Consider the following 24,419-nt stretch of genomic DNA (forward strand, 5'->3'; position numbering starts at 1 on the left):
AGTAGCTATGACCTTACACGCCTGAATTGTTCCGATATTCCGGAGTCGTTTTCACACAGCCTCGACCCCAAGCAGTCTTTGGAATTTTGAAAGCGGTCACTCAACGATCAGCACGAAAGGCTCGACCCGACTGCCGAGAGAGAGTTGTCTCAATGTAAGGGTTGTGCCTCGTTGTCGCATGGGACAAATCTCCCGCTTGCGGGATCGCGGATGAAGAAGCTGAACCAATAGGGGACTCCAGTAGGTCAACAAAAGAATCGTCTTGATTCAGCACTGCACCGAGCGATACGTAGGCGCAGTTCTTTGAGTCTTCCATATATTCGTCTGACTCGTCGTTTGCGGTGATCCGCCACCCGCCGTCTTCCTCGTCGTCGGATCTTCGCGGTACAGGTAGCCTGCGAGCTTACCTTCGTGCAGAACATGATTCGTGACGAAGCACCGCTTGATGTACTTTTCGACCAGGTTGTCATCGTCATCGTGCTCAGTGGCAATGATGTGACAGGACTTGAATTCAACCGGCTCGTCGAGTTTCAGGTCAGTGATGTGCTTCGGCTCGTTGTTGAGGCGTCCTCTGAACTTGCCTTGATCGCCGATCTCGTCGAGAACCCACATGCGTTCAGCACCCGGGGCGTCAGGATCGTCACTTTCGAAGCGGAATATAAGTTTGACTGCGTCGCCCACTTTGACCTTTTGAAGGACTTCCAGCGCCGGTTTGTAGAAGGTGTATTTGTAATCGGCAGCGAGTTCGTCAGCGTCCGCAAGGTGCCACGATTGCATACGATCTCCTCCGTGAGGCCTAACTCAATTTATACGTCAGGATTGGTTCACAACGAGGGTCACAGCCTCAAGGGCCGGTTGTGGCCGAATGTAGCCGTTCTATTCTTCTACCGAACAAGAAAATACACGCTGATAACCAAGACAATCATTTCCAACGCGAAAATTATCTTGTGTTGAGAAAGCCGTCCCTGATTCTTTTCGTGGACATCATTCTGCGAGTTGGAGTTACTTTCAGGTGCGATCATTTAGTGTGCTTTCAAGAAAATTCACTCACTAATTTGGACGGCCGTTTCTGGTCGAAAGATGCCTGCCAGATTTTGTTGGCTATTTCCCAAGGAAGTGAATCAAAACGACTATCAATATACCGACGCAAATATCGAAGACAAAAATGAGCGGCCAGTAGGTGACTTTGTAGTCTTTTGACTTCTCAGCGATTGAAGTTTTGCCGTTATCCATAGAGTGTCATTCGAGATTGGCGCCTTCCGTGAGAGATTGGTTGTGGCCGACAGCTGTCCATCGACCTTAAGCCAAGTTTTGCGCCTGCCGGCCGACACAGTCTGCTGGTTGGATGGTATGAGCACACATGCACATTGTCTATCATTTTGCTGGCCGAAGGCCAAGAGCATGGGCTGAACTGGCGAGACGAATCAGCCTCTCATTCAACTGCGCAACTTCTACATTGTGAGTCTCTTCAATGATTGCCAGCAGAGACGAAAAGTGAACTAAGTCTTCGTCGTTGGCGAAGTCGACTCCGTTTTCGGAGAACGTTGCGGTCTGGCGACGAGATTCAATTAGCTTGCATATCCCAAATGCCGCAGCTATCCACTTCTCCCGATTGATGTAGAACCCAGACTGCGCGTTGAGTTGCCAGTTCACCGTTTCGATGAACTTTGCGCGGTACTCTTCTCGTAAGTGCACTGGCATGTCTGCCAACGCTGTCGCGAGCTCGGAAGATGTGGCTATTACCAATTTGTTGAATGCTTCCTTGTGCGCGCGCGTCAACACAACAAGCTGTTCGAGCACTGCCAAGGATTGATTCGTACCGTGCAGCGTGGCGAGGCGGCCCTGCGACAATACTTGATCTAGTTGAAGTTTCGCCTGCTCATTGTTGAATGCTTGCGCCGCGTGCATGCCCACAGTGGCGCACCGTTTCGCAATCTCAATAAACCTAATCTCGGTTTGATGCATGGGTGCAGGTTATTGAGGAAGTAGAAAACACTTGATCACAGGCGCGTCGAGATGAAGTTCAGTTGGACGTGCAAAGCAACGGTCCACTGCTCGCCGAAAGTCACCAGCATTGAAAAAGGCATATGTATGCAGGATGTTTGGCACAGGAAGCCAATCCTTTTACCAGTCTATGTTCGCAGACCTACATGCACAAATTGATTCACCTTTTTCAACCGGCTTTCCGCATTTATGGCAGTGGCCGGCCGGGCGTGTGACGTGCAACGAAAGCACCTTTGCGTCACGCGGACCCAATCTCAACTTAGACTCGGCAAAGCACATCCCTTCCAAGGCGATCACGGCGCGCGGCGATCGCAAATTCTGCTGCGAGTGCTGCGGAAATATCAGCAGGCCAAACGACAGTAGTTCGGCACTTGCAACACTCAATAAACGACCGACCTGCAGACTCCATTAGCGGCATCGGGATACGCTGAGCCTTTCAGCAAGCAATTGAAAAGTTGATCATTGATTCAACCTGCGGCCTTTAAATCATGATTTCGGGTCGAACGGCTGGTGTTGGCAGGTTTCTGCTTGGCGATAGTAAGCCATCGCATCCCCGCTTTCGATTAGCGCACTACGTTTCATTCGAGCTCGTTCTGCTCGCGTTTGCCGGTGGCCATATCGAACCTGGCGAGAATTGAGAACTCCACCGTCCGCTTGCCTTCGTCAAAGTGGCAGTCAATGAAGTCTTTCGGATTCAACTTCTCGTTAGTGGCCAACTCGACGTATCCAAATCTGTCGTCGCGCACGATCTTGCCTTGTTGAACTTGCGACAGATCTAGAAACTGCACCTTCCAGGAAGAGTCATCCCCCCACCGGCAACCCCATACAAATCCAAAGTCCCCTCTCGGTTCCTCGCAGTCATCACTCCAATACTTTGAACCCGGAAGGGTGGAGCCATCGTTTATGTCCCACCAATCCGGAACGTAAAAACCGACTGGACAGAAACCCTCCGAACGTGGCGTTTCGCTTGCGATTATCTTGCCCGTGTCCAAGTCCATAACCGACGTCGCTGTGTAGTCCGGCGATACCAACGCGAGCATCCTAGAACCTTGGCGAAATGGCTCAAACGTGCGGTACATGCTCCAGTAATTGCGATGATATTCTGCTATGACTCGCCTGCCCGTATCCAAGATGGAAACGTGGAGCGTGTCCCAATTGGGCGGAGACTTTATTACGCCACACTTTGTCACGAACCGTTCGCGTGGTGCGGGCCGTGACGGAATTTCAAACATTCCTGTCGTGTCGATCTCCTCAATCCACCAGCGGGCGTGATACTCATCCGCCCATGCCTTCTTGTCGCCTGTAGTTTTTTCTCTGAGCAGAGACTCCGCCTCTACTTTGCTGTCTTTGGCTCCCCAGTAGTGAGTATTGCCATCAATCAACGAGGTCGAGCGCAATTCATAGATCTTGGTCATCTCTATCGCCTAATTGAAGCGTAGTCACGAAGTTCGTATGACCGGTAACCGGTGAATTGAGCGGAGTACACGAACTTCCGCTCCTGGCCGATTTGAGACAGTCAAATTGCGAACCAAATTAGTTCCAACTATCAGAAACAAGCGCTATTCACTTGAAGCGGATATCGGATTTTTCGGTCTTGTCGTAAAGAACCAAAGGACGCCGACTGCCAGTAACGCCAGCGATGGTCCAAAGCGCCATGGACCAGTCTGATTCAGCGCACCAATGCCTGAAAAGATCGACGCCAAAGCCCAGAGAAATGAGACAACCAGATGACGGTTTCTTCGCAGCCAGTTTGTTTTCATGATTTGACGAAGGAAGGTGAAAGGACAACATTCATGAACGCATCATGCAGAGATTAAGTTGAAAGCTCAAGTCGAAGGACTGGTGCTGGCGAACGGCGCAGTCAATCACTAAGGCTACCTTGTGTGACGGGCAAGAATCGCAGAACCTTGACCTTCAATAGCCGAATGAGTGCTGGGTCCATGTATTCGTATTCGTCGGGTATATCGAGACAGATTACTCGCTTGTTGACCATGTACCGTCGGTATTTGGAATTCAGCTTATTTTTGTGAGCTTTCTCCATCACAAAGATGACCTCCGCCCACTCAACCAGCTCTAGCGTCAACGGATTTTCTGCATCGTGATTGGTACCTGCAGAAGCGCAGTCGAGATCAGGATGGCTGGCGAATACTTGTTCAGCCGTTGGACTCCGCAAGCGGTTTTGGCTGCAGACAAATAGCACGCGCTTCATCTGAATGCGGGAACCCTAAATGGTTTCAGAAAGACAATCGACAAATTTTCAATCGCGCCGCGACTCAGTTGGAAACCCAAGGCGAACGGCTGGTGTTGGCCGAATGCGGAAGTTCTGCATCGCGCGTCACGCTACTCGAATATACCCTTATACGAATCGTAGACTGACCCGATGATCACTGGAATCAGGACGAGGAAGCCGAGGCCGAGGGGAATTGCGGCGATGATGCAAAGGACCACCAGGACGATGCCGTAGACCAGGAAAGGTGCAATGTTCTTGAGGCAGGCAGCGAAACTCGCCTTCATCGCCTCCAGTGGCGCTACGTTGTGGAAGATCACCAGCGCCGGTGCAAACCAGAGCGCCATATAAAGTGGCACCATCAGTAACAACATGACCAGCACGGCAAGCAGGATGCCGCCAAGGGCCATGCCCACGCCTGCTCCGCGCCCCATGAGGCCGCCGGTCAACGCGGCGCCGCCGCCAATGACAAAGGTAATCAACATGATCACGGCGACACCGATGAGGTTGAACACGCCCACCATGACCAGATTACCGGTGTTCTGTTTGAAGCCCGCAAACAGGTGATCGATATTCAATTCACCGCCATCGCTCAGCGATTTGCAGCCGAGCAGAAGGCCGCCCGTAAACACCGGCATCAGGAACTGTGCGGCCAACTGACCGACGATTGGAACGATGCCCAGTGCAATGGTGATGACCAGCATGATCACGGTCACCGCGATCCAGATGCCAGGGTTTTTCAGGAACAACTGCCAACCTTGCTTGAGCCACTCGACGCCATCCCCTGCGCCGACCGCGCGTCCATCCGGATCGAAGCGACTACCACCCGAGTCACCGCCTGCCGTGGCAATAACAGAATTCTGTTCGTACATGGCTGCCTCCACTGAGGTTGTTGAAATGTTCCTGTGGGCGAAACGCTTCCGCACAGAAACAGGAAATAAAGTCACCACATCCGTATATCACTTGGCGCTTCATTGGGTATGCCAAGCCGGCGGGCCGGTTTTCTCCGAAAGCCGTTCTTCCATTCTACGTCCGCCGTCAATGTACAGCTGGGACTAAAGGGGTTTTGCAACGCCTTCAACGTTTGGGCCATGTCGGGCCCTAATCACCCGCCATTGGGCCCCGGCTTGCGCGAGGGGTTCGGCCGCACGACGCCGCACATTGCAGGCTAGAACCAATAGTCCGCCACACATCGCCCATCCCGGGGCAGGTCATCGAAGGTGTTGAGCCCGTCGAAATGGTCAATGGGAACCTGGGCAATCGCATCCGGGTCAGATAGGCGCAGATTGACCGCTATCCGGCGACGCCCTTCCGGGTTCAGTGTCTGCGACCGCCAGTAGGCCACGCAACCGCAAGTGGGGCAAAAGTGAAACTCTATTGCCTTGCCTCGAATGTAGGCCTTGGTCGGACCCGAGATATTGATGCCTTCGCCTTCATAGTCATAAGCCCAAAGCACGCCATAGCGACGACAAACCGTGCAGTTGCACGCCGTCGCGGACTCGGGGATTCCTTCGAATTGCCATTTGATTTCGCCGCAGTGGCAGGAGCCGTAGATCACTTCAACCTCCGTTTGATATTCTCGTGAGAAGCTGGGGCTGTGCGGAAGGATAGCATTCAGGCAGTGCGTGGATTTGTGAGGTTTCTTGCCGCCTGACGTGGCGATAGAAAAATGGCAGTCAAAGCCGCACCGCGCCGAGAATCGGTTGGAAGTTCAAGGTGAAGTACTGGTGTCGGTCGAAACATGCCAGTCGATTGTGAGTCCCCTTTCCCGGCCCCCCGGGGGGGGCCACCCCCGCCGGGGGGGCGGGGGGGGGGGGGGGGGGGGCCCGCGCCCCCCGCGCCGGGGGGGCCAAAGGAATCCCGGGGACCGTGCGCGGGCCCCTGGTGACTTTGACGCGCCGTGAAGCTCGTGGGTCTATACTCGCCGTTGTTGACCGAACAGGCGGCCGCCTTCCACCCATTCGGCAGCGGCTTCCGGAATTCAGCTTTGGGTGCCTAGGTGCGCGGCTTGTCACGAGTTTTCATCACCTTGCCTCACCGCCGCCGAGACCGACACATGGGCCCCTTTGAACCAAACCACGGGGCAGCGGGGCATGTCAACTCAAGTCCGGCTGAAAGCGCCATTGCGGCAATACTTCTTCAATGGCGCGAACAAATTTTTCCTTTCCCTCGGCGGGCGAGAAGGTCGGCGACGTTAGAACGCCCGCTTCATTGATGTTGCCGGTGATGCGGATTTCCACAGGGAATATGTCCGTGGGCTCCCTGTCGGGAAATTTCGGTCTGATGGTGAGAATGGGGCTCGCAAACTTGTCGCTGTCTTGTAAGGGGCGTGGCAGCAATTGGGCAAACGTCGCATGTGAAAAAGCCAATACAAACCAGAGCACCATAGTGCAACGAATTGTCATGGGGGCCTCTAGCGACGGGTGAGCGAAAGAATAGTCATTGGCGCGCTGTGCCGCGATTAACTTGCAAGTTCAATTTGCAGGACCGGAATTCGCCGTAAGCAGACATTGCTCAGACAACGATCCCGCGCTCCCACAAAATATCCGTTCCCTATTTCACAGCACCTATTCCGGCGACCAATCCCTTAACAGCCACCGCGACATCGCGTGTGACAAGTTGATTGATCAGGCGGACCTTGTCGGCCGACGTCAGCGCGCGCCACGGCTCGCCGATGTCTTGCTCCGCTCGGCCGGAACCTGCCATGTAATAGGCCGCCACTTTTTTCTTGCCAAGGACGCGGCAAGAAGGAAAGTCGACCAGCGTGACTTCCATGAATGCAAATGGGGCAATGAATCCTATGCCTCCCTGGCTTGTTGCACCCGTTTTCGGATCGACGGTATGTGTACGCCAACTGCCATCCAGATAGAAGCCGAGACCTTCAAGCTTGCCTGCGCCATCATAGGTGCCGCCCGCAAACATGAAGGATGCGTCGTCGCGACGTTTGCCGATCAGCATGAGTTTTGTGGCGCCCTGTTCACGCAACGCGTCCTTGATCGCGTTCGGGATTGCCATTGTCTCGCCTTTGACTTCGAAGAGCGTGGCCTGCTTGTCGAATAGCACTTGGCTGCGCGTGCGGAGCGCGGCGATTTCGACCTTCGGTATGGCCTCGCGAATCGCATTTCCTGCCGCCGTCACTGCGGCTTCATCAAATATCGGGTCGGTGATTGGCAGTGGCTGGTGGATGTTGCTATCGAGGCGTGTGCCAGTTTGCAACTGGCGGATCACGATATCAAGGCGGTCGCCGATCAACGAAAGAATCGCATAAACCGGCGTTTCCGCGTGGGCGGGGGACTGGGCAAATGCATTTTCAGCGACGCCACCCCAAAGTCCTGAAACAAGTACCACCAACTTTATCCAATGTCGCATGTATTTTCTCTCAAGACAATGCCGTCTGGTCGGTATTCTGTCCCAATTCTGCATTGGCGTAACCTACCTGTTCAGGTAGGAATTGATCAATTGCACAAGCTCTTGACCCTCCTACTCGCTGAACGCAGGCTTTCAACATCGACTCATCACGCCTGCCGCCATGCTTTTCACTCACCCCATCTTCGCCAGCGGCAAATACAAATTCACGCAAGTGCCGCCACCTTGCAATGGCACCACTTCCACCCGCCCATTAAGTTTTTCGGCGCGACGTTTCATGTTCTCCAGGCCGCGTCCCGCGGGTTGCCCCGACTGAAAACCCACGCCGTCATCGGCCAGCCGCACCCACACGCGAGCGTTGGCGACATCGATGCCGGTGGAAAGCGTGATGCGTTTGGCGCGCGCGTGCTTCAATGTGTTGGTGAATGCTTCCTGCACGATGCGCAGGATGCTGCGGGTGTTTTCCGGATCGAGATACGCGAGTGGCGGCAGATCGGTCACAGCCCATTCCAGCTCGATGCCGGCGAGATTCAGCCGCGGTTCAAGCCGGTAGCGCAGATTGCCCAGCACCACCAGCAAGTCACTTTCCACCGGCTCCAGCGAATCGATGGTGATCTTCAGCTCATCGATGCAATCGGCGAGGATTTCCTGCATGTCGTGTTGCGAGAGCGTGCCCATGCGCGACAGCGCGAGCGTGGACATCAGGTGCGAGCCAATGCCGTCGTGCATATCGCGCATCAGGCGCTGCCGTTCTTCAGCGGTGGCGCGCTGCTGATCAAGCGCGCGCAGCTTTTCATAACTCTGCGTCAGTTCCTGTTCGCGCTCGGCGACCACATGCACCAGGTCCGCGTTGAGTTTTTCGTAGCCGCTGAGGGTTTCGACAAAGCGTTTCACCAGCAATGCAGCGACCGCCAGCATCAACAACGGCAGCCCAAGCGGCAGCAGGTACAGGTGATCGAACCCGAGCAATTCCTGGTAGTTCAGGAAGTCGTGGACGCCGAATGCAACGTTGATCGTCAGCGCGCACAGCATGAGAATGTTCTCAATCGTCGCGTCCCTCAGCAGCGCCCGCGACAATATCACCAGAATCGCCAGCGACAGCACGGCATACGTTGCATAGACCAGCAGCGTGACCAACCCATACCCGCCGAATTGCGCGGCTCCGAACAGCGCGACCGTGGACACGGCTGCGATGACGATCAGCAATTTCTCGAATCGCGGCATCGGCTGCCCGGCGAATCGCAATGCGAATTGCACCTGCAGGACTGTCAGCCAGCAGAGCGACGGCACGGCTAGCAGCGCCAACCATAAGGGTTCGTCGCGGATGTAGTAATGCACTACGCGCACGATGGCCACCATCAGCATCAGCGCAAAGAAGCCGAACATGGATTCGTTGCGCCGCTTCCACCAGATCGACAGCGCGAACATCGCCACCAGCGCGAGCAGGCCGGTGATGAACTGCGGCGCCAGGGTCTGGACGAAATATCGCGATTCGTATCGCTCCCGGAGAAGGGCGGCATCGCCGACATAAACTTTCGAAAGCCCGGCGCGCAACATGCCATCGGGATGAAGACGGATCAGCAATTCGTTGTTGCCCGGACGCAGCAATCCCGCGGGCAGCGCGTAATACTGCGCAACGTTCCACGAAAATTCCGGGTCGTCCCCTAGCCGTCCACTGACCGCGAACGAAGAGCCGTTCAGATACATTTCAACGTTGTTTGTGATGCGCGGGATGTACACGGCGCGCGGAGGCGTTTCCGGTGTTTGCGGCGCGTGCGTTGAGTGCATTGCGTACATTGGGTCGGTGTTGAATTGCAGGCGATACCAACCGTGATTGGTACGCGGACGCTGTGCCTTGCGCCAGCTATCCGGTAACTCGACATCCCGCCAATTGGCCGATGATGGCGGTGGCGGGGAGGTGCCGGGCGCCTCGCTGGGGATGTGCGTGAACTGGGCGTGACTGAATTCGATGACTGGTGCGTCGGCAGGATTGGCGGATTGCGCGAAGGCAGGCGAGGTGCCGGATGTCGCGGCATACGCGGCGACCAATGCAAAGATCAGGCGTGCGGTGATCAGTCGGGCGATTCGCACTATTGAAATCTTCATAAATCAATACACCGTTCGGGCTGAGGTATCGAAGCCCTATCGCCCTTCGATACCTCAGGGAGAACGGGAAAACCGTGTGTCACTAATAATGGAAAGCACAATAATTCAACCGCGTCAAAGCGTGCGGATGAGTCCCATGCGATTGGCCTCGAATACCGCTTCGCCGCGTGAATGCACCGCAAGCTTGCGGTAGATTTTCTTGACATGACTGGTGACGGTATGAGGCGAGATGCCCATGAGTTTACCCATTTCCGGGTAGTTGAATCCCTTTGAGGCCAGCACCAGGATTTCCTTCTCGCGTTGGGAAAGCGAGACGTCGCTGGCGTTGTCATCGGTAATTTCCGCCGCGCTGGTTCCATTGTCCGTTTGAAAACGTTTCAGCAACCGCCGGGCAATGATCGGGCTGATGGGCGAACCACCATTGATCAATTCACGAATCCCCGCCAGAAAACTTTCCGGTGAAGCATCCTTCAGCAGATAGCCCGAGGCGCCGGCCTCGATCGACGCCAGTACATGTTCTTCATCACCGAAAACGGTCACCACCATGCATTCGCATTTCGGCAGGGTCTGCGTGGCGTGGCGAATCACCTCGATGCCGCTGACGTCCGGCAAACCGAGATCAACCAGCAGCACATCGGGTTTGCGCAGGTCGAGCATGGCGAGCCCCTCGCCTCCGGTGCCGACGCTGGCGATGACCTCGAAGGATGGATCGTGCGAAAGCATTTCGGCGTAGCGGGCGCGAAACGCCGCATCATCTTCGACAATCAATACACGCGCCACGCCGCACCAGCTTCAAGTTTCTTCATGACGCTTTCCAGAGAGGAACATCCGGCACGATCCCGTAAGTCAATCGTACGTCGGCCCAGACCGATATTACCTGCCAGTTGCGCGTGCGCGTATATCCCTCAATTGTGGGATGTAGTATTACGTACCTCTTCCCTGCGCTGTTCGGCGGGCGACAAACTCAAGCATTGGCGCGCCTTTCGGGGCAAAAAGCCGCCAGCAACCTCGTAAATGCTGGTGTTTTTCGCGCGAGCCAAAAAAAGGAGCTGTAGAAGGTCCCCCAATATTGCGCACGCTCAGGTTTGCCTGATGGGTGTCGTTTCGTCCCGCCGAAGTTTCTGCAAAACAAATACCCCAGCCGCCAAGCCGAAACCCAGCGCGTCCCAGAGCGGGCTGGGCACCAGCATCATTACGCCAGCGACGATCAGTATCGATCGCTCCAGCAGCGTGGTGCGTTTCAGCAGCCACCCTTGCGCGGCCGCAGCCAGCACGCCCATGGTCACGAAGGCGAGCGCGACGACCGCCGCCACATCGCCCCAGCTTGCCCCCTTGGGCAGTTGCAATAGCACACCGGCGCCCAGTGGATCGAGCACAAAAATGAACGGGACAACGAATGCGGGCAGGGTGTACTTCCACGATTGCAGCGTCGTTTTGTATGGGTCGCCGCCGGTGATGGCGGCCGCGGCGAACGGTGACAACGCGGTCGGCGGCGACACTTCGGAGAGTACCGCGTAATAGAAAATGAACATGTGCGCCGCGAAGTCCGGCACGCCGAGTTGGGTCAAGGCCGGTGCGGCGATCACGGCACAGATGATGTAGCTGGCCGTCACCGGGACCGCAAGTCCCACCACCCAGACGATCAATGCGGTATAGATTGCGGTCAGAATCAGGCTGCCGCCCGCGTAGGCGATGACGATGCTGGAAAATTTCAGCCCCAGGCCGGTGAGCGTCACGACGCCGACGATGAGGCCGGCTGCCGCACAGGTCGCGGCCACATTGAGCACGCCGGTCGTGCCGCTTTCCATCGCCTTGATGAGATTAGAGTTCCAAAGTCCTGGCACCAGCGGCGCCTTGCCGCGTAGCACATCGTACGAAACCAGCGCGCACTCGCGCCGGAAAAAACTGACCACAAACGCAACCACGGTCGACCAGAACACCGCGAGTGTCGGCGAGAATCCCAGCAGCATGAAGACGATGATGGAGATCAGCGACGCAAAATGAAACCAGTATTTTTTGCTAAGCTCCCACGCGGTTGCGGCAATTTCGAAAGGTACGTTGCCCATTCCGTATTTGCGTGCATCCAGTTCCACCATGAAGAACAGCGAAAAATAGTAGAGAAGCGTCGGCACCGTTGCCATGATGATGACGTCAAGGTAGGAAATTTTCAGGAATTCGGCGATCAGGAAGGCCGCCGCGCCCAGCACTGGCGGCGACAGAATCGCCCCCAACCCCCCCGCCGCCAACAGGCCGCCCGCGGCATTTTTTTCGTAGCCAGCCTTGGCAAGCATCGGATACGCGACCGAACCGATCGTGACCGTGGTGGCTACACCCGAACCCGAAGGACCGCCCAGGAGGAAAGACGCCAGCACCACCGTGCGCCCCGCGCCCGTCGGTTTGCCGCCCATCACCGCGAAGGAAAAATCCAGGAAGAATTTTCCGGCGCCGGAAAATTGCAGAAATGCGCCATAGATAGTGAACAGGATAATCAGCGTCGCCGAGACATCCACGGCGACACCGAAGATACCCTCAAGCGTCATGTACATGTGGCCGATGAGACGCGCAACGTCATAGCCACGATGTGTCCACGGTGCAGGTAGCCAGGGACCGACCATGGCGTAGACAATGAACATGACACACACCATCGGCATGATCCATCCTGAGGTACGGCGCGCGGCTTCCAGCACCAATACGATCAGGGCCACGCCGAGAATCATGTCCCATGGCGTGGGTGTCACGGCGCGATCGGTGAAATCGTCGCCACCGACGAGCATGTAAATGATGATGCCCACACTCACCAGTGCGAGGACAATGTCCCACCACATGATGTGATGACGGAATCGCTTCGCGGCCGGGAACATCAGGAACGACAGAAACAACACCAGTCCGACGTGGATCGGGCGCAACTGCTGCGTGGGCACAATGCCGTACGCCGCGTATAGATGAAAAACCGTTGTCAGCACCGCGATCGCGGTCAGGAATATTGCCATCGCGCCTTTAAGCTTGTGCGAGGCGCCTTCTTCCTCTTCGATGAACTCCTCGGCCTTTTGCAGCGCTTCGGCGCTGATTTCGCTGTTGGCGGCGGCCTGTTCTTGAAACGGATCGCTCATCGACTCCCCCGAAACTTCTTGTATGTTGTCGTCAGCGTGACTTGGACTGGTGTCAATGCGCTGCGCATAAAATTCTACTCCCGCTGCGGCCCTCAGCACGCGTTTTGTTGCCCAGCCTGCACACAGTTACTGATGTATCCGCTTTACGTGCAGGATAGCGTATGCTCAAATATTCCGGCTTGACATAAAACAGGAGGCATTACATGAAGCGATTTGGATGGATTGCAGCAGGTTTGCTTGGCATCGCCATGGCGGGTTCGGCGTTTGCACAGACGAGAATCTCGATTGCCACCGGCGGTACTGGCGGTGTCTATTACCCGCTTGGTGGCGGGATTGCCAATGTGTTGTCGAAGTATGTGCCCAACATGCAGGCGACGGCGGAAGTGACCGGCGCCTCGGTGGACAACATGAAACTGGTTGGCGCCGGCAAAGCCGAGGTCGGCTTTACGATGGCCGATACTGCGTGGGACGCCTACTCGGGCCTCGACAAGTTCAAGGACAACAAGCAGGCGGTGCGCGCGATGGTCGTGTTCTATCCCAACCTGACGCATGTCGTCACGGTTGAAGGCAAGGGCATCGAGAAGATGGCTGACCTCAAAGGCAAGCGCATCTCCACCGGTTCACCCGGCAGCGGCACCGAAGTGATGGCATTTCGTATCCTCGAAGCCTACGGCATCGACAAGGACAAGGACGTGAAGCGCGAGCGGCTGTCTGTCGCGGAATCGGTGAACGCCCTCAAGGACGGAAAGATCGATGCACTTATCTGGGTCGGCGGTATTCCGACGCCGTCGATAACCGATCTTGCCGCGACACCGAACACCAAGATCAAACTCATCGATCATGCCGACGCGGTTGACAAGATGCGCGCCAAGTACGGCCCGCTTTATGTGGCGAACAAGATTGCCGCGAAATCGTATCCGGGACAGGAAAAGGACAGCGCCAATCTGACGGTCTGGAATATCCTGGTGGTGAACGAAAAGGCCGACGAAAAAGTGGTTTATGACATTGTCAAAACCATGTTCGAGAAGAAAGCTGAAATCGTCGCCGTACACAAGGATGCCAGCTACCTGTCGCTTGATAACCAGCTCACCGGCGGCTCACCCATTCCGTTTCATCCGGGCGCGCTGAAGTATTTCAAGGAAAAAGGCCTGAAGGTCAACTGACAAGTACCGCAATTACATTGAGGCCCGCGTGACGCGGGCCTCGTCGTTTCAAGGCAGCAATACTGTCGAGCCTGTCGTTTTGCGTGCTGCCAGATCGCGATGCGCCTGCGCCGCATCCTTCAGCGCATAGGTCTGGTTGATTTCGACTTTCACGATGCCGCGACCGACCACATCGAACAGTTCGTTCGCCGTGTTAACCAGATCCTCGCGGGTCGCGACATGCGTATCCAGCGTCGGTCGCGTGACATAGAGCGAACCCTTGGCGGCGAGAATACCGAGGTCGAAGGGCTCAACCTTGCCTGATGCATTACCGAACGACGCCATCACGCCGCGCGGACGCAGGCAATCCAGCGATTTCAGGAATGTGTCCTTGCCAACGCCGTCGTACACCGCCGCGCATTTTTTGCCGCCGGTGATTTCCGCCACCCGCACGGCGAAATCCTCCATGGAATAGTTGATCACGTGATCACAACCATGCGCTTTCGCGAGCTTGCCTTTTTCTTCGCTGCCTACCGTGCCGATGACCGTCACGCCGAGATGTTTCGCCCACTGGCAGAGAATCAGGCCCACACCACCCGCTGCCGCCGCGACCAGGATGGTGTCGCCTGCCTTGACGGCATAGGTGCGACGCAGAAGGTACTGCGCGGTCATGCCCTTGAGCATGATGGATGCGGCCTGCTGATCAGTGACGTTGGCGGGGATGATTACCACGCGGTCCGCGGGAATCAGTCTCGACTCACAGTAGGAACCAATCGGCGCGGCACCGTACGCCACTCGATCGCCCACCTTGATTCCGGTCACGCCCGAACCCACGGCTTCGACCACGCCGGCGGCCTCGCGACCCAGCACCGTCGGCAGCGGTATCTTGTACAGGCCGGTACGATGATAGATGTCGATGAAATTCAGTCCCACCGCGGTGTGCCGGATGCGGACTTCCTTTTCGCCCGGCGCGCCGATGTCCATGGCTTCCCATTTCATTACTTCCGGACCGCCGTGCTCGTGAATACGGATGGCGTGTGTCATGTCGTGTTCCTTTCAATGAATCGTTGGAGTTGTTCAAGTTTGGCGCGGTGGATCGCATCGGCAATATTGTTTGCGTTTGATTGTGCAATGCTACCGAAATTGAGTGCTTGCAGCGCCGATAGCGCAGCCAGCAGGAAATCCCGTGGCGGATAAGGAACATCGGAGAAGCCCAGGCGGCCGTGGTGATCGCAGGCGCAGGCCGCGATGAAATCGCGAAAGCGATCTGGACGGCGTAACGCGTCGCACCCTTCCAACATCGCCAGCAGTTGTTCCGCATTCAATCGGGAAACCGCATGCGCGTCGCCATGCCACTGTGCGACCATGCGCGCAAGATCGCCGCAATCGCCCGGGACACGCAATCGATCGCAGATGCCTTTTACCAGTTTCACGCTGGATTCCTCGTGACCGGGATGCCTCGGCCAGGATTCCTTCGGTGTTAAGCCCTTGCCGAGATCGTGACTGAGCGCCGCAAAACGGATCGGTAGTGAGTAATTCTTGGATGCGGCGTAGTCCAGCACCATCATGACGTGAACGCCGGTATCGATCTCGGGATGTGCTTTGGCGGATTGCGGCACACCGAAGAGACGATCAACTTCCGGAAGCAGGCGTTGCAGCGCGCCACAAACACGCAGCACCTCGAACATTGTCGAAGGCGTGTTATGCATCATCCCCCGCGACAGTTCCTGCCAGACGCGTTCCGGCACCAGATGATCGACTTCACCCGCGTCGACCATCGTTCGCATCAGCGCAAGCGTTTCCGTGGCTACCTTGAACCCGCGATCGGCGAAGCGCGCGGCGAAACGGGCCGCGCGCAGGACGCGCACCGGGTCTTCGGCAAATGATTCGCCCACATGCCGAAGCACGCCCGCCTTCAGGTCGACCGCGCCGCCATACGGGTCAATGAGGTTTCCGTCTGAATCCCGCGCAATGGCGTTGATCGTCAAGTCGCGGCGCTGCAGGTCTTCCTCAAGGGTCACGTCGGGCGAAGTGTGGAATACGAAGCCCTTGTATCCCGGCGCGGTCTTGCGTTCGGTGCGCGCGAGGGCGTATTCCTCATGGGTTTGCGGGTGCAGGAATACGGGAAAGTCGGCGCCCACCGGCCTGTATCCGGCCGCGACCATTTGTTCAGGCGTCGCACCAACGACGACAAAGTCGCGATCCTGTACCGGCAATCCCAGCAACTCGTCGCGAACGCTGCCGCCGACGGCGTAAATTCTCATGTCATGACCCAATACTATTCGGCAACTCACCGTTCGCCCTGAGATCCAAGGTCTTCTGCGCGAGGATCCTTCGACACCTCAGGGCGAACGGTATTGTGTCATGACCCCGCTATTTTGCGGGTGCGGCGCAATATGGTTCATCTTCCGCGACGAATTCGGTTTCCCGCATCGCATCGGCAATCCATGCGGCGACACCCGGTGCACGAGTCACCGCATCGCAATAGGCGCGGGTGTCATCCGCCAGTGGCGGATGGTAGGTGATGAAACGCATCACCACCGGCGCGAACATGGCATCGGCCGCGGAAAATTCACCAAACAGGAATGCGCCCTTTCCGGCACCATCCCCGAATTCGCGCCGTGCATCGCGCCAGATGGTTTCAATGCGGGCAATGTCCTTGGCCACCTCCGGCGTGTAGCCCCTGCCGGGAAGCTGATTGCGGATGTTCATTGGCATCGCGCCACGCAAGGCGCGAAAGCCGGAATGCATTTCGGCTGCGATGGACCTTGCCCGGGCGCGCGCTTTCGCGTCGCGCGGCCAGACAGGAATTTGTGGAACGCGTTCCGCAACGTACTCGGCAATGGCAAGCGTGTCCCAGCTGCAAATCGACTCCACGCTTCCGGGTTGGCCGTCCCATAGCACCGGCACCAGTCGCGAAGGAGACAACCGTTCGATTTGTGCGTCCCATTCGGCGCTGTGGAATTTCAACAGCACCTCGGCAAATGGAATGCCGAGTTGCTTCAATAGTACCCACGGACGCATCGACCAAGAAGAGTAATTCTTGTTGCCGACAACCAGCGTGAACGAAGTGTCCGGCATGCTTGTCTCCATTCCTGACTATCGGTTGCGTCCCGCGCGAAAGCGTAACCGGTCGTAGCGTGCCCGCCCGGCGCTGTCCTTGGCGCCGTGTTGAAGATAGCCGGGAACGACGCTCTCCATCGCGTGCGCCTCGCCAAAAATGGCCGGGAAAGGTTCGCTCGATGTATTGGGGATACTCATTGACCGCATGTTATCGCGCGTGATCAATTTACCGGGCAAGCGTTCGAACACCGCCGCCTGCAGGGAAGAAAGTCCGCTACCCAATCCGAGAATAGGCCGATGGTGTCCCGTCACCCGCATCACGAATTCCAGTAACTCACGCAAGGTGTATTCATGGGGACCCACCAGTGGATAGGTGTGGCCGAAGGTCTCCCGCATCGGCAGACTTTGCACCACGGCGCGTGCCACGTCCTCTACCCAGACAGGCTGAAACCGCGCGTCGGGCGAACCCAATGGAACGATCGGGGAAAACATGGCGAGTGAGGCAAACATGTTCAGGAAACGATCCTTCGCGCCAAATACCACCGACGGCTGAAAGATCGTTACATCAAGCTCAGGGTGCCGCGTCGCCACGCTGCGTACGGCTTCTTCTCCGTGGCCCCGCGATTGCAGGTACAAGCTCGGGCCGGTGATGCTGGCATTGAGCGCGCTTATGTGTATCAGGCGGCTAACACCGCGTGCCACGCAAGCCTCGGCAATTTGGCGGGGAAGGGTGACGTGCTCGCGCTCAAAATCGCCATGCAGTATGCCAACCAGGTTGATCACCGCGTCCTTGCCGGAAACCAGCGCGGCCAGGCGATTAGCATCATGAATGTCGGCTTCGACGACTTCCATCGTCGGCAGCAGCCGCAAATGTTTCGCACGTTCGCTGAGACGGGTGGGGACCGTGACGAAAATTCCCCTGCGAACCAGTTGTTCCGCGACGGATGCACCCAGGAATCCGCTGCCACCCACCAATAATACTTTGTTGATCTTCATGTTGACTTTTCCCCGCCGTGGGCGGAACTGTTGCGCTGCGCGCCAATCGAGCAGAGCTAAGCGTCAAACACCAGCACTGGCGCGGCTGTCAGTGGTTTTTGTCGCCGAAAGCCGCGCCAGTACTGGTGTCTTACTTTGAGTTACGAAGCAACATCACTGTGGCAAGTTCACCGCGACCGGCACCATGGCGCTGATCAGGCTGCTGATCCCTTGTTGATTGTCAAGCCGCCCCGGCACGCTGCCCATCATGCGTTTGAGGCTGATGTTGGTCGCGCCGGCCTGGTTGGCATAGAACCACGCGTTTGCCATGACTTTTTTCACGTAGTCCCGCGTTTCTGTAAATGGAATCGACTCCGCGTAGATGGCGCCTTCCATTACCTGATCGGCCCGCCAGCGGCGCGCCCGGCCTGGCCCCGCGTTATAGGCAGCGGTTGCCAGCACCGGATGGCCCAGATCATCGAGCACGTGCCTCAGGTAGAAAGACCCCAGCGCCAGATTGACCGGGACGTCGGCGACGTGCAGCGGAGAAAAGGTGGACATGCCGACGCGTTTCGCCGCCCATCTGGCCGTTGCGGGCATCAGTTGCATAAGGCCCGCGGCGCCGACTCGCGATTTGGCGTCGGCCATGAAACGGCTCTCCTGACGAATCAGGCCGTATACCCACGATTCGTCGAGTCCCTGTGCCTTGGCCTGGGTTTGCAGGTCGTTGCGATAAGGCATCGGAAAACGCTGCGAAAAATCGTGCAGCATCAACGTGCGATCAGCCGTGTTGATGGCGCGGTCCGGCACATTGGCGCCGCGCGCAACTTCCGCCGCGGCCAGCAATTCCTGATCGTTCATATTGCGTATCGCGAATTGCCATTCCTTCAGGCCCTCCGGCTTCATGTCGAGCCGGTAGAGCAGCAATGCGCGCGCGATAGCGGGCCGCTGCAGGATCGCGGCCAGATCGGTATTTGAAGGCTTCCAGCCTTTCCAGGTGGGCGCCGGCACTTGACCGGATTCCTCGGCGGCCAGCAAACCGTAAAAGTTATTTTCTCGCGCCAAGGCTTCACGCAGTTTTCCGGCGCCCACATCGTTGCCTTCCGCGACTTCGGCCCTTGCCAGCCAATAGCGCCACGAGGGTTCGCGTTTTTCCACCGGCGACATGGCGTCGATGGCTGCGCGTACAGCGGTCCAATCACCGGCACGCAGGGCGGCGCGGGTTTTCCACGCGGCCTGAACATCACTCAGCGGAAAACTGCCAGCCTTGTTGAACCAGATGAGCGCGGATGTATCGTGTTGCATGGCGCCATGCAGGCCGATCTGTGACCACGCATATTCGCGATCCGCGACCGGCAATTCCGCACCCCGGCGCTCCAGCGCTGCAGCGGCCTTACCCGCATCCGCACGCGCCATCCGGTTGAGCGCAAACACATATAGCTCAATGGACGCCCGCGCTTTGATATTGAGTTTTTGTGATTCCAGGAAGCCGGCCGGGTTGAGCCCGATCGAGGCGGTGCTGCGTTCGAAGGCGGCAGGCAGTTTGTCGATTAAAAACGCGCTTTTTCGGGCGTCGGCGAGGTGGTTATCCTCCAGCAGTTTGCGCACCCGGGACCAGGCGTTTTCGGAATTGATCAGCTGTGCGCCGCGAAGTTGTTCAAAGACGTCATAACAGGCGTCGGAAGCGGTGCGTGCGGCGGTCCAGAAGGACTTCGCCTCGATAAGTGTGCTGCGATCACCTTGAGCGATACGATATCGCCAGTGGTGGCAAATCAGGTCGGAATCGTCAATATTGAGGCGTTGCATTTCGGGCAGGAACAGATCCCATCGCTCCAGTTTGCCCAATGCGCGCAGCCATTCCCTGCGCAGGCTCTCGGCCAGCACGTTCTCCGGTTGTGAAGCCAGAAAGGCGCTGAAATCGGTCGCATTGGTGGCGCCGAACGAGGAACTTTGCGCGAGGCTGGCCAGCAGCCACCAGTATTCCACGTAACTCGCCAGCGGATAGTCGGTAAAATTGGCGCGAAACCGTTCGCGTGCCGCCGCCAGAAATTTTAGATTGTGGCGATCAAACGCGTCGCGCGCGGAAACAAACTCGCGATCCGCGGCGGCGTTGATTGGGACAGGTGTGACAGGTGCGACGGCAATGGCGGCGGAGAGGTCAGTGGCGGCAGGCGGAACGGGAATTTGCGTTGACGCAAGACAATACTTGCCCAGCATCAATGAAAGCGCGACAAGCGCAGCGTAAAAAAGGCACAAGCTTCCGCGAGCCCAGGCAGCTCGGTGGGACGTTGGGCCAATCAACAAGTAATGGTGATGTCGTGTGCGCATGGGACAACTAATGTTTTTCACCCTGTTTCGGATGACTTATTCTATAGTCTCGTCAGAGTCCATGCTCGCACATATTCTCCAACCCGAACGGTGAACCTTTATGACCCCCTTTGATCCTCTTTTCTGGACAGCGTTGCTCAAAATCATTGGCATCAATATCGTGCTTTCCGGCGACAATGCGGTGGTGATTGCCTTGGCCTCGCGCAGTCTCCCGCCAAGACAGCAAAAACAGGCGATTTTCTGGGGTAGCGGTGCCGCGATCGTGATGCGTATCGTGCTAACACTGTTCGCGGTGGCGCTGCTGGCGTTGCCGTGGCTCAAATTGGTGGGCTCCGCCCTGTTGTTATGGATCGGCATAAAGTTGCTGATCGATGAAGGCGACGACGGAGAAGGTATTGAAGGCCACGATTCGATGCTGGCGGCGATCAAGACAATTCTTATTGCTGATCTGGTGATGAGTCTGGATAATGTTATTGCCGTCGCGGCAGCCGCCAAGAACGACACGATGCTGTTGGCAATCGGCCTTGCCATCAGTATTCCGCTGATTATTTACGCGAGCACCTTGTTGATCAAGGTCATGGAACGTTTCCCGATCGTCATCACCATTGGCGCCGCGCTGATTGGATGGGTAGCCGGGGAAATGGCCTGGGATGAGGCGGTAATCAAGCCTTTCACTTCGCAGTACCCTCGCTGGTTTGAATATGTCGCCGCAGCAATAGGTGCCGTGGTCGTCGTCGGGGCAGGAAAATTCTTGGCGAAGCGGCAGGAAACAGCGGCTGAAGCGCATCAACCCTGAAGAACGGCCTGCTCCATGGCGGACCATGGCCGAGAATCAGAAAAAGACAAGAAGACGCAAGATGAGGCAAGAGTAGCAAAGGGAAAGTGGCAGGAAAAAGTGAGCATTTCACACAACTCGGAGAGTGACATGAAAGCAATTCGCAGACCTGAATCATTTATGAAAAAATCTCGCACGTCGATGCTGGCTGCGCCGCTTGCGCTGGTATTCGGCATGCTTGCGTTGCCATCGCCGGTCCTCGCATGGGAACCCACCAAGTCGGTTGAGTTTGTGGTGCCGGCAGGCACCGGTGGTGGTGCTGACCAGATGGCACGTTTTGTCCAGGGCGTCGTCACCAAATACAACCTGATGAAACAGCCGCTGGTGGTGGTCAATAAAGGCGGTGGTGCGGGAGCAGAAGGATTCCTGGATGTGAAGGGTGCAAAAGGCGAGCCCCACAAGATCATCATTACGCTGTCGAACTTGTTCACGACGCCGCTCGCCACCGGTGTTCCGTTCAATTGGAAAGACCTCACGCCCGTGCAGATGATGGCGCTGGATCAGTTCATTTTCTGGGTAAACGCCGAAACGCCATACAAAACCGCCAAGGAATATGTCGAGGCGGCCAAGGCGGCAGGTCCCGGCAAGATGAAAATGGGCGGGACTGGTTCCAAGCAGGAAGATCAGATTATTACCGTGGCGGTTGAAAAACAGTCCGGCGCCAAGTTCACCTATATTCCTTACAAGGGCGGCGGCGAGGTGGCGGTCCAACTGGTCGGCAAGCATATTGATTCAACTGTAAATAATCCCATTGAGGCAGTTGAGCAGTGGCGCGCTGGCAAGTTGCGTGCGCTGTGCGTGTTCGACGACATTCCGATGCCTTACAAGAATAAAGTGACCGCGACCCAAGCATGGGGCGACGTACCGACATGCAAGAGCCAGGGTCTGGACGTGGATTACCAGATGCTGCGCGGAATTTTCATGGCGCCGGGCGTGAGCAAGGATCAGGTTGACTACTTTGTCGGTGTCCTGAAAAAAGTTCGCGAGACAACGGAGTGGAAAGAGTTCATGGAGAAGGGCGCTTTTAACCAGACAGCGTTGGGTGGCGACGAGTATCTCAAGTGGGTCGCCAAAGAAGAGCAGCGCCATCAGTCGCTCATGTCCGAGGCTGGATTCCTTGCCAAGAAATAGCGCTGAAAATAGCCCCGGACGCGAATTCGGGGCTATTTTTTTGTCCAGTTTGACCGTTAGTGCCGCAAGAGACGGCATACCTGCACCATACCAATAGGAGAGCATGTGGAAACCCCCGAAGAAAAGTCCGCCGTATCGGTCAAGGCAATGGACGCGGTAACCGCCATCGTGATATTCCTGGTCGGCTCATTGGTCATTTGGGATAGTTCGCGCCTTGGCGCCAAATGGGGGGCAGATGGGCCGGAAGCGGGCTATTTTCCGTTTTATATCGGCCTGCTCCTTTGTCTCGCGAGCATGGTAAATTTCATTGCGGCCATTCGCGAAAAACAGAACGAGTCGTTTGTAAGCGGGACGTCGCTGAAGATGATATTTTCCGTCATGATTCCCACGCTTTTTTACGTGGGATTGATAGGCGGCGTTGGGCCGGTGCCGGGGCTCGGAATCTACGTGGCGTCGGCAGCTTTTATCGCGCTGTTCATGAAATGGCTCGGCAAGTACGCGTGGCCGATAACGGTTGCGGTATCGCTGTGTGTGCCAGTTGTTTTCTTTCTGTTGTTTGAAATCTGGTTCAAGGTGCCGCTACCCAAGGGCCCGCTTGAAGCCGCACTTGGCCTTGCCTGAGGGCGACGACGATGGAAGAAATTAACAGTCTTATGCAGGGCTTTAGCGTCGCCCTCACGCCATTCAATCTCGGCCTGATGCTCGTCGGTGTAATCCTCGGTGTGTTGATTGGTGTTTTACCGGGGCTGGGCGGCGCCAATGGTGTTGCCATCCTGTTGCCACTGACGTTTTCGATGAATCCGACTTCGGCCATCATTATGCTGTCGTGTATCTATTGGGGGGCGCTGTTTGGTGGCGCCATTACTTCGATCCTGTTCAATATACCAGGAGAGCCCTGGTCGGTCGCCACCACCTTTGATGGGTACCCGATGGCCCAACAGGGGCGTGCCGGCGAGGCCCTGACGGCCGCATTCACCTCATCCTTCATTGGCGCCCTGGTTGCGGTGCTGATGATTACCTTCACCGCACCGCTGGTCGCAAGATTTGCGTTGAAGTTTGGACCACCCGAGTACTTTTCCGTCTACTTGCTGACCTTCTGCAGCTTTGTGGGCATGTCCAAGGGCTCGCCTTTCAAGACCATTGCCGCGATGATGCTGGGATTCGCACTCGCGGCCGTCGGCCTCGATACGGTGACCGGACAACTTCGCTTGACGTTCGGCTTTACCGAGATGCTGAAGGGCTTTGATTTCCTGATCGCTGTGATCGGACTGTTCGGTATCGGCGAAATCCTGCTGACGATCGAAGAAGGGCTCGCCTTCAAGGGAGCGGAAGCAAAGATCAAGATGCGTGTGGTCATCGACACCTGGAAGCAACTGCCCAAGTACTGGAAAACATCGCTGCGCTCATCGATCATTGGCTGCTGGATGGGCATCACTCCTGGCGGCGCGACACCCGCGTCTTTCATGGGCTACGGTGTCGCCAAAAGCATGTCGCCGCGTGGCGCCAATTTTGGCAAAGGAGAAATGGAGGGGGTCGTCGCGCCTGAAACAGCGGCCCACGCAGCCGGTACCGCCGCACTGTTGCCAATGTTGACGCTGGGTATTCCCGGTTCACCCACCGCCGCGGTACTGTTGGGAGGACTGCTGATTTGGGGATTGCAGCCCGGCCCATTGCTGTTTCAGGAGCAGAAGGATTTCGTCTGGGGTCTGATCGCCTCCATGTATCTCGGTAACATCGCCGGCCTGATCGTGGTACTGACGACCGTGCCGTTTTTCGCGGCTATTTTGCGTATACCGTTTTCCATCGTTGCGCCGGTGATTCTGGTCATTTGTGCCATTGGCGCATATACGGTCCATGGCTCGATGTTTGACGTGTGGCTGATGGTGATATTCGGCGTGATCGGGTACATCTTCAAGAAGCTCGACTATCCGCTTGCGCCACTTGTGCTGGCGCTGGTGCTGGGGGATCGTGCCGAAGATGCATTCCGTCAGTCGATGCTGATGTCGCAGGGAACGATGTCGATTTTCTTTGCCAATGGACTGGTCGCAAGCATCACTGTTCTTGCCTTGGTCATGCTGTTCTGGGCACCGCTGCGCGCGGGCATCGCCAAAATGCGTGGTCGATAGTTTGAA

20 protein-coding genes and 1 pseudogene are annotated in these 24,419 nt (G+C 56.8%); 5 read left to right on the plus strand and 16 right to left on the minus strand.

The genetic code is table 11. The features are described from left to right. Positions 1-149 precede the first annotated feature (149 nt). The 11 genes and pseudogenes from IPP88_01705 to IPP88_01755 all read right to left on the minus strand — a co-directional run bounded on the left by IPP88_01705 (position 150) and on the right by IPP88_01755 (position 12,813). Positions 150-777 (minus strand): annotated as a pseudogene (locus IPP88_01705) (DUF2185 domain-containing protein). Between the two features lie 597 nt (positions 778-1,374). Continuing rightward, entirely contained in the window at positions 1,375-1,965 is a 591-nt protein-coding gene (locus IPP88_01710; GenBank protein ID MBL0121482.1) for a hypothetical protein, read from the minus strand. A gap of 617 nt (positions 1,966-2,582) precedes the next feature. Next, on the minus strand, positions 2,583-3,419 hold the full coding sequence (locus IPP88_01715) for a hypothetical protein (GenBank protein MBL0121483.1): 837 nt from the start codon (positions 3,417-3,419) through the stop codon (positions 2,583-2,585). A 144-nt stretch (positions 3,420-3,563) separates the two neighbouring features. Beyond that, positions 3,564-3,764 (minus strand): hypothetical protein, encoded by a 201-nt coding sequence (locus tag IPP88_01720; protein ID MBL0121484.1) that lies wholly within the window; start codon positions 3,762-3,764, stop codon positions 3,564-3,566. A 580-nt stretch (positions 3,765-4,344) separates the two neighbouring features. Next, entirely contained in the window at positions 4,345-5,103 is a 759-nt protein-coding gene (locus IPP88_01725) for a hypothetical protein (GenBank protein ID MBL0121485.1), read from the minus strand. Positions 5,104-5,399: 296 nt separating this feature from the next. Further along, complete coding sequence (locus tag IPP88_01730; GenBank protein MBL0121486.1) at positions 5,400-5,789, minus strand: GFA family protein; 390 nt, start codon at positions 5,787-5,789, stop codon at positions 5,400-5,402. A gap of 538 nt (positions 5,790-6,327) precedes the next feature. Next, positions 6,328-6,636 carry a hypothetical protein gene (locus IPP88_01735; protein ID MBL0121487.1) on the minus strand — a complete coding sequence of 103 codons (309 nt, stop codon included), beginning with the start codon at positions 6,634-6,636 and terminating at the stop codon, positions 6,328-6,330. Positions 6,637-6,784: 148 nt separating this feature from the next. Then, on the minus strand, positions 6,785-7,600 hold the full coding sequence (locus IPP88_01740) for a hypothetical protein (GenBank protein MBL0121488.1): 816 nt from the start codon (positions 7,598-7,600) through the stop codon (positions 6,785-6,787). A 171-nt stretch (positions 7,601-7,771) separates the two neighbouring features. Continuing rightward, positions 7,772-9,703, minus strand: a complete 1,932-nt coding sequence (locus IPP88_01745; protein MBL0121489.1) for a hypothetical protein — start codon at positions 9,701-9,703, stop codon at positions 7,772-7,774. 114 nt (positions 9,704-9,817) lie between these two features. Further along, positions 9,818-10,471: a response regulator transcription factor gene (locus IPP88_01750; GenBank protein ID MBL0121490.1), complete on the minus strand. Its 654-nt coding sequence runs from the start codon at positions 10,469-10,471 to the stop codon at positions 9,818-9,820. A gap of 311 nt (positions 10,472-10,782) precedes the next feature. Next, entirely contained in the window at positions 10,783-12,813 is a 2,031-nt protein-coding gene (locus IPP88_01755; protein MBL0121491.1) for a TRAP transporter fused permease subunit, read from the minus strand. Between the two features lie 203 nt (positions 12,814-13,016). Between IPP88_01755 and IPP88_01760 the strand changes: the two genes are divergently transcribed. After that, positions 13,017-13,976, plus strand: a complete 960-nt coding sequence (locus IPP88_01760; GenBank protein MBL0121492.1) for a TAXI family TRAP transporter solute-binding subunit — start codon at positions 13,017-13,019, stop codon at positions 13,974-13,976. Between the two features lie 48 nt (positions 13,977-14,024). On the opposite strand, the gene IPP88_01765 is transcribed toward IPP88_01760, so the two are convergent. The 5 genes from IPP88_01765 to IPP88_01785 form a co-directional block, all read right to left on the minus strand. Then, positions 14,025-14,999: a quinone oxidoreductase gene (locus IPP88_01765; GenBank protein MBL0121493.1), complete on the minus strand. Its 975-nt coding sequence runs from the start codon at positions 14,997-14,999 to the stop codon at positions 14,025-14,027. Beyond that, positions 14,996-16,219 carry a multifunctional CCA addition/repair protein gene (locus IPP88_01770; protein ID MBL0121494.1) on the minus strand — a complete coding sequence of 408 codons (1,224 nt, stop codon included), beginning with the start codon at positions 16,217-16,219 and terminating at the stop codon, positions 14,996-14,998. The genes IPP88_01765 and IPP88_01770 overlap by 4 nt, the downstream gene beginning before the upstream one ends. A 109-nt stretch (positions 16,220-16,328) precedes the next feature. Continuing rightward, positions 16,329-17,036, minus strand: a complete 708-nt coding sequence (locus IPP88_01775; GenBank protein MBL0121495.1) for a glutathione S-transferase family protein — start codon at positions 17,034-17,036, stop codon at positions 16,329-16,331. Between the two features lie 18 nt (positions 17,037-17,054). Beyond that, positions 17,055-18,014 carry a complex I NDUFA9 subunit family protein gene (locus IPP88_01780; GenBank protein MBL0121496.1) on the minus strand — a complete coding sequence of 320 codons (960 nt, stop codon included), beginning with the start codon at positions 18,012-18,014 and terminating at the stop codon, positions 17,055-17,057. Between the two features lie 153 nt (positions 18,015-18,167). Then, on the minus strand, positions 18,168-20,249 hold the full coding sequence (locus IPP88_01785) for a lytic transglycosylase domain-containing protein (protein ID MBL0121497.1): 2,082 nt from the start codon (positions 20,247-20,249) through the stop codon (positions 18,168-18,170). A 172-nt stretch (positions 20,250-20,421) separates the two neighbouring features. Between IPP88_01785 and IPP88_01790 the strand changes: the two genes are divergently transcribed. From IPP88_01790 to IPP88_01805, 4 genes are all read left to right on the plus strand, one after another. Continuing rightward, positions 20,422-21,117, plus strand: a complete 696-nt coding sequence (locus IPP88_01790) for a TerC family protein (protein MBL0121498.1) — start codon at positions 20,422-20,424, stop codon at positions 21,115-21,117. 159 nt (positions 21,118-21,276) lie between these two features. Beyond that, positions 21,277-22,287 (plus strand): tripartite tricarboxylate transporter substrate binding protein, encoded by a 1,011-nt coding sequence (locus tag IPP88_01795; protein ID MBL0121499.1) that lies wholly within the window; start codon positions 21,277-21,279, stop codon positions 22,285-22,287. A gap of 147 nt (positions 22,288-22,434) precedes the next feature. Continuing rightward, positions 22,435-22,908, plus strand: coding sequence for a tripartite tricarboxylate transporter TctB family protein (locus tag IPP88_01800; protein MBL0121500.1), 474 nt, complete (start codon positions 22,435-22,437; stop codon positions 22,906-22,908). 11 nt (positions 22,909-22,919) lie between these two features. Next, complete coding sequence (locus IPP88_01805) at positions 22,920-24,413, plus strand: tripartite tricarboxylate transporter permease (GenBank protein MBL0121501.1); 1,494 nt, start codon at positions 22,920-22,922, stop codon at positions 24,411-24,413. Positions 24,414-24,419 lie beyond the last annotated feature (6 nt).

The sequence above is a fragment of the Betaproteobacteria bacterium genome (assembly GCA_016720925.1).
Taxonomy (GTDB): Bacteria; Pseudomonadota; Gammaproteobacteria; order Burkholderiales; family Usitatibacteraceae; genus UKL13-2.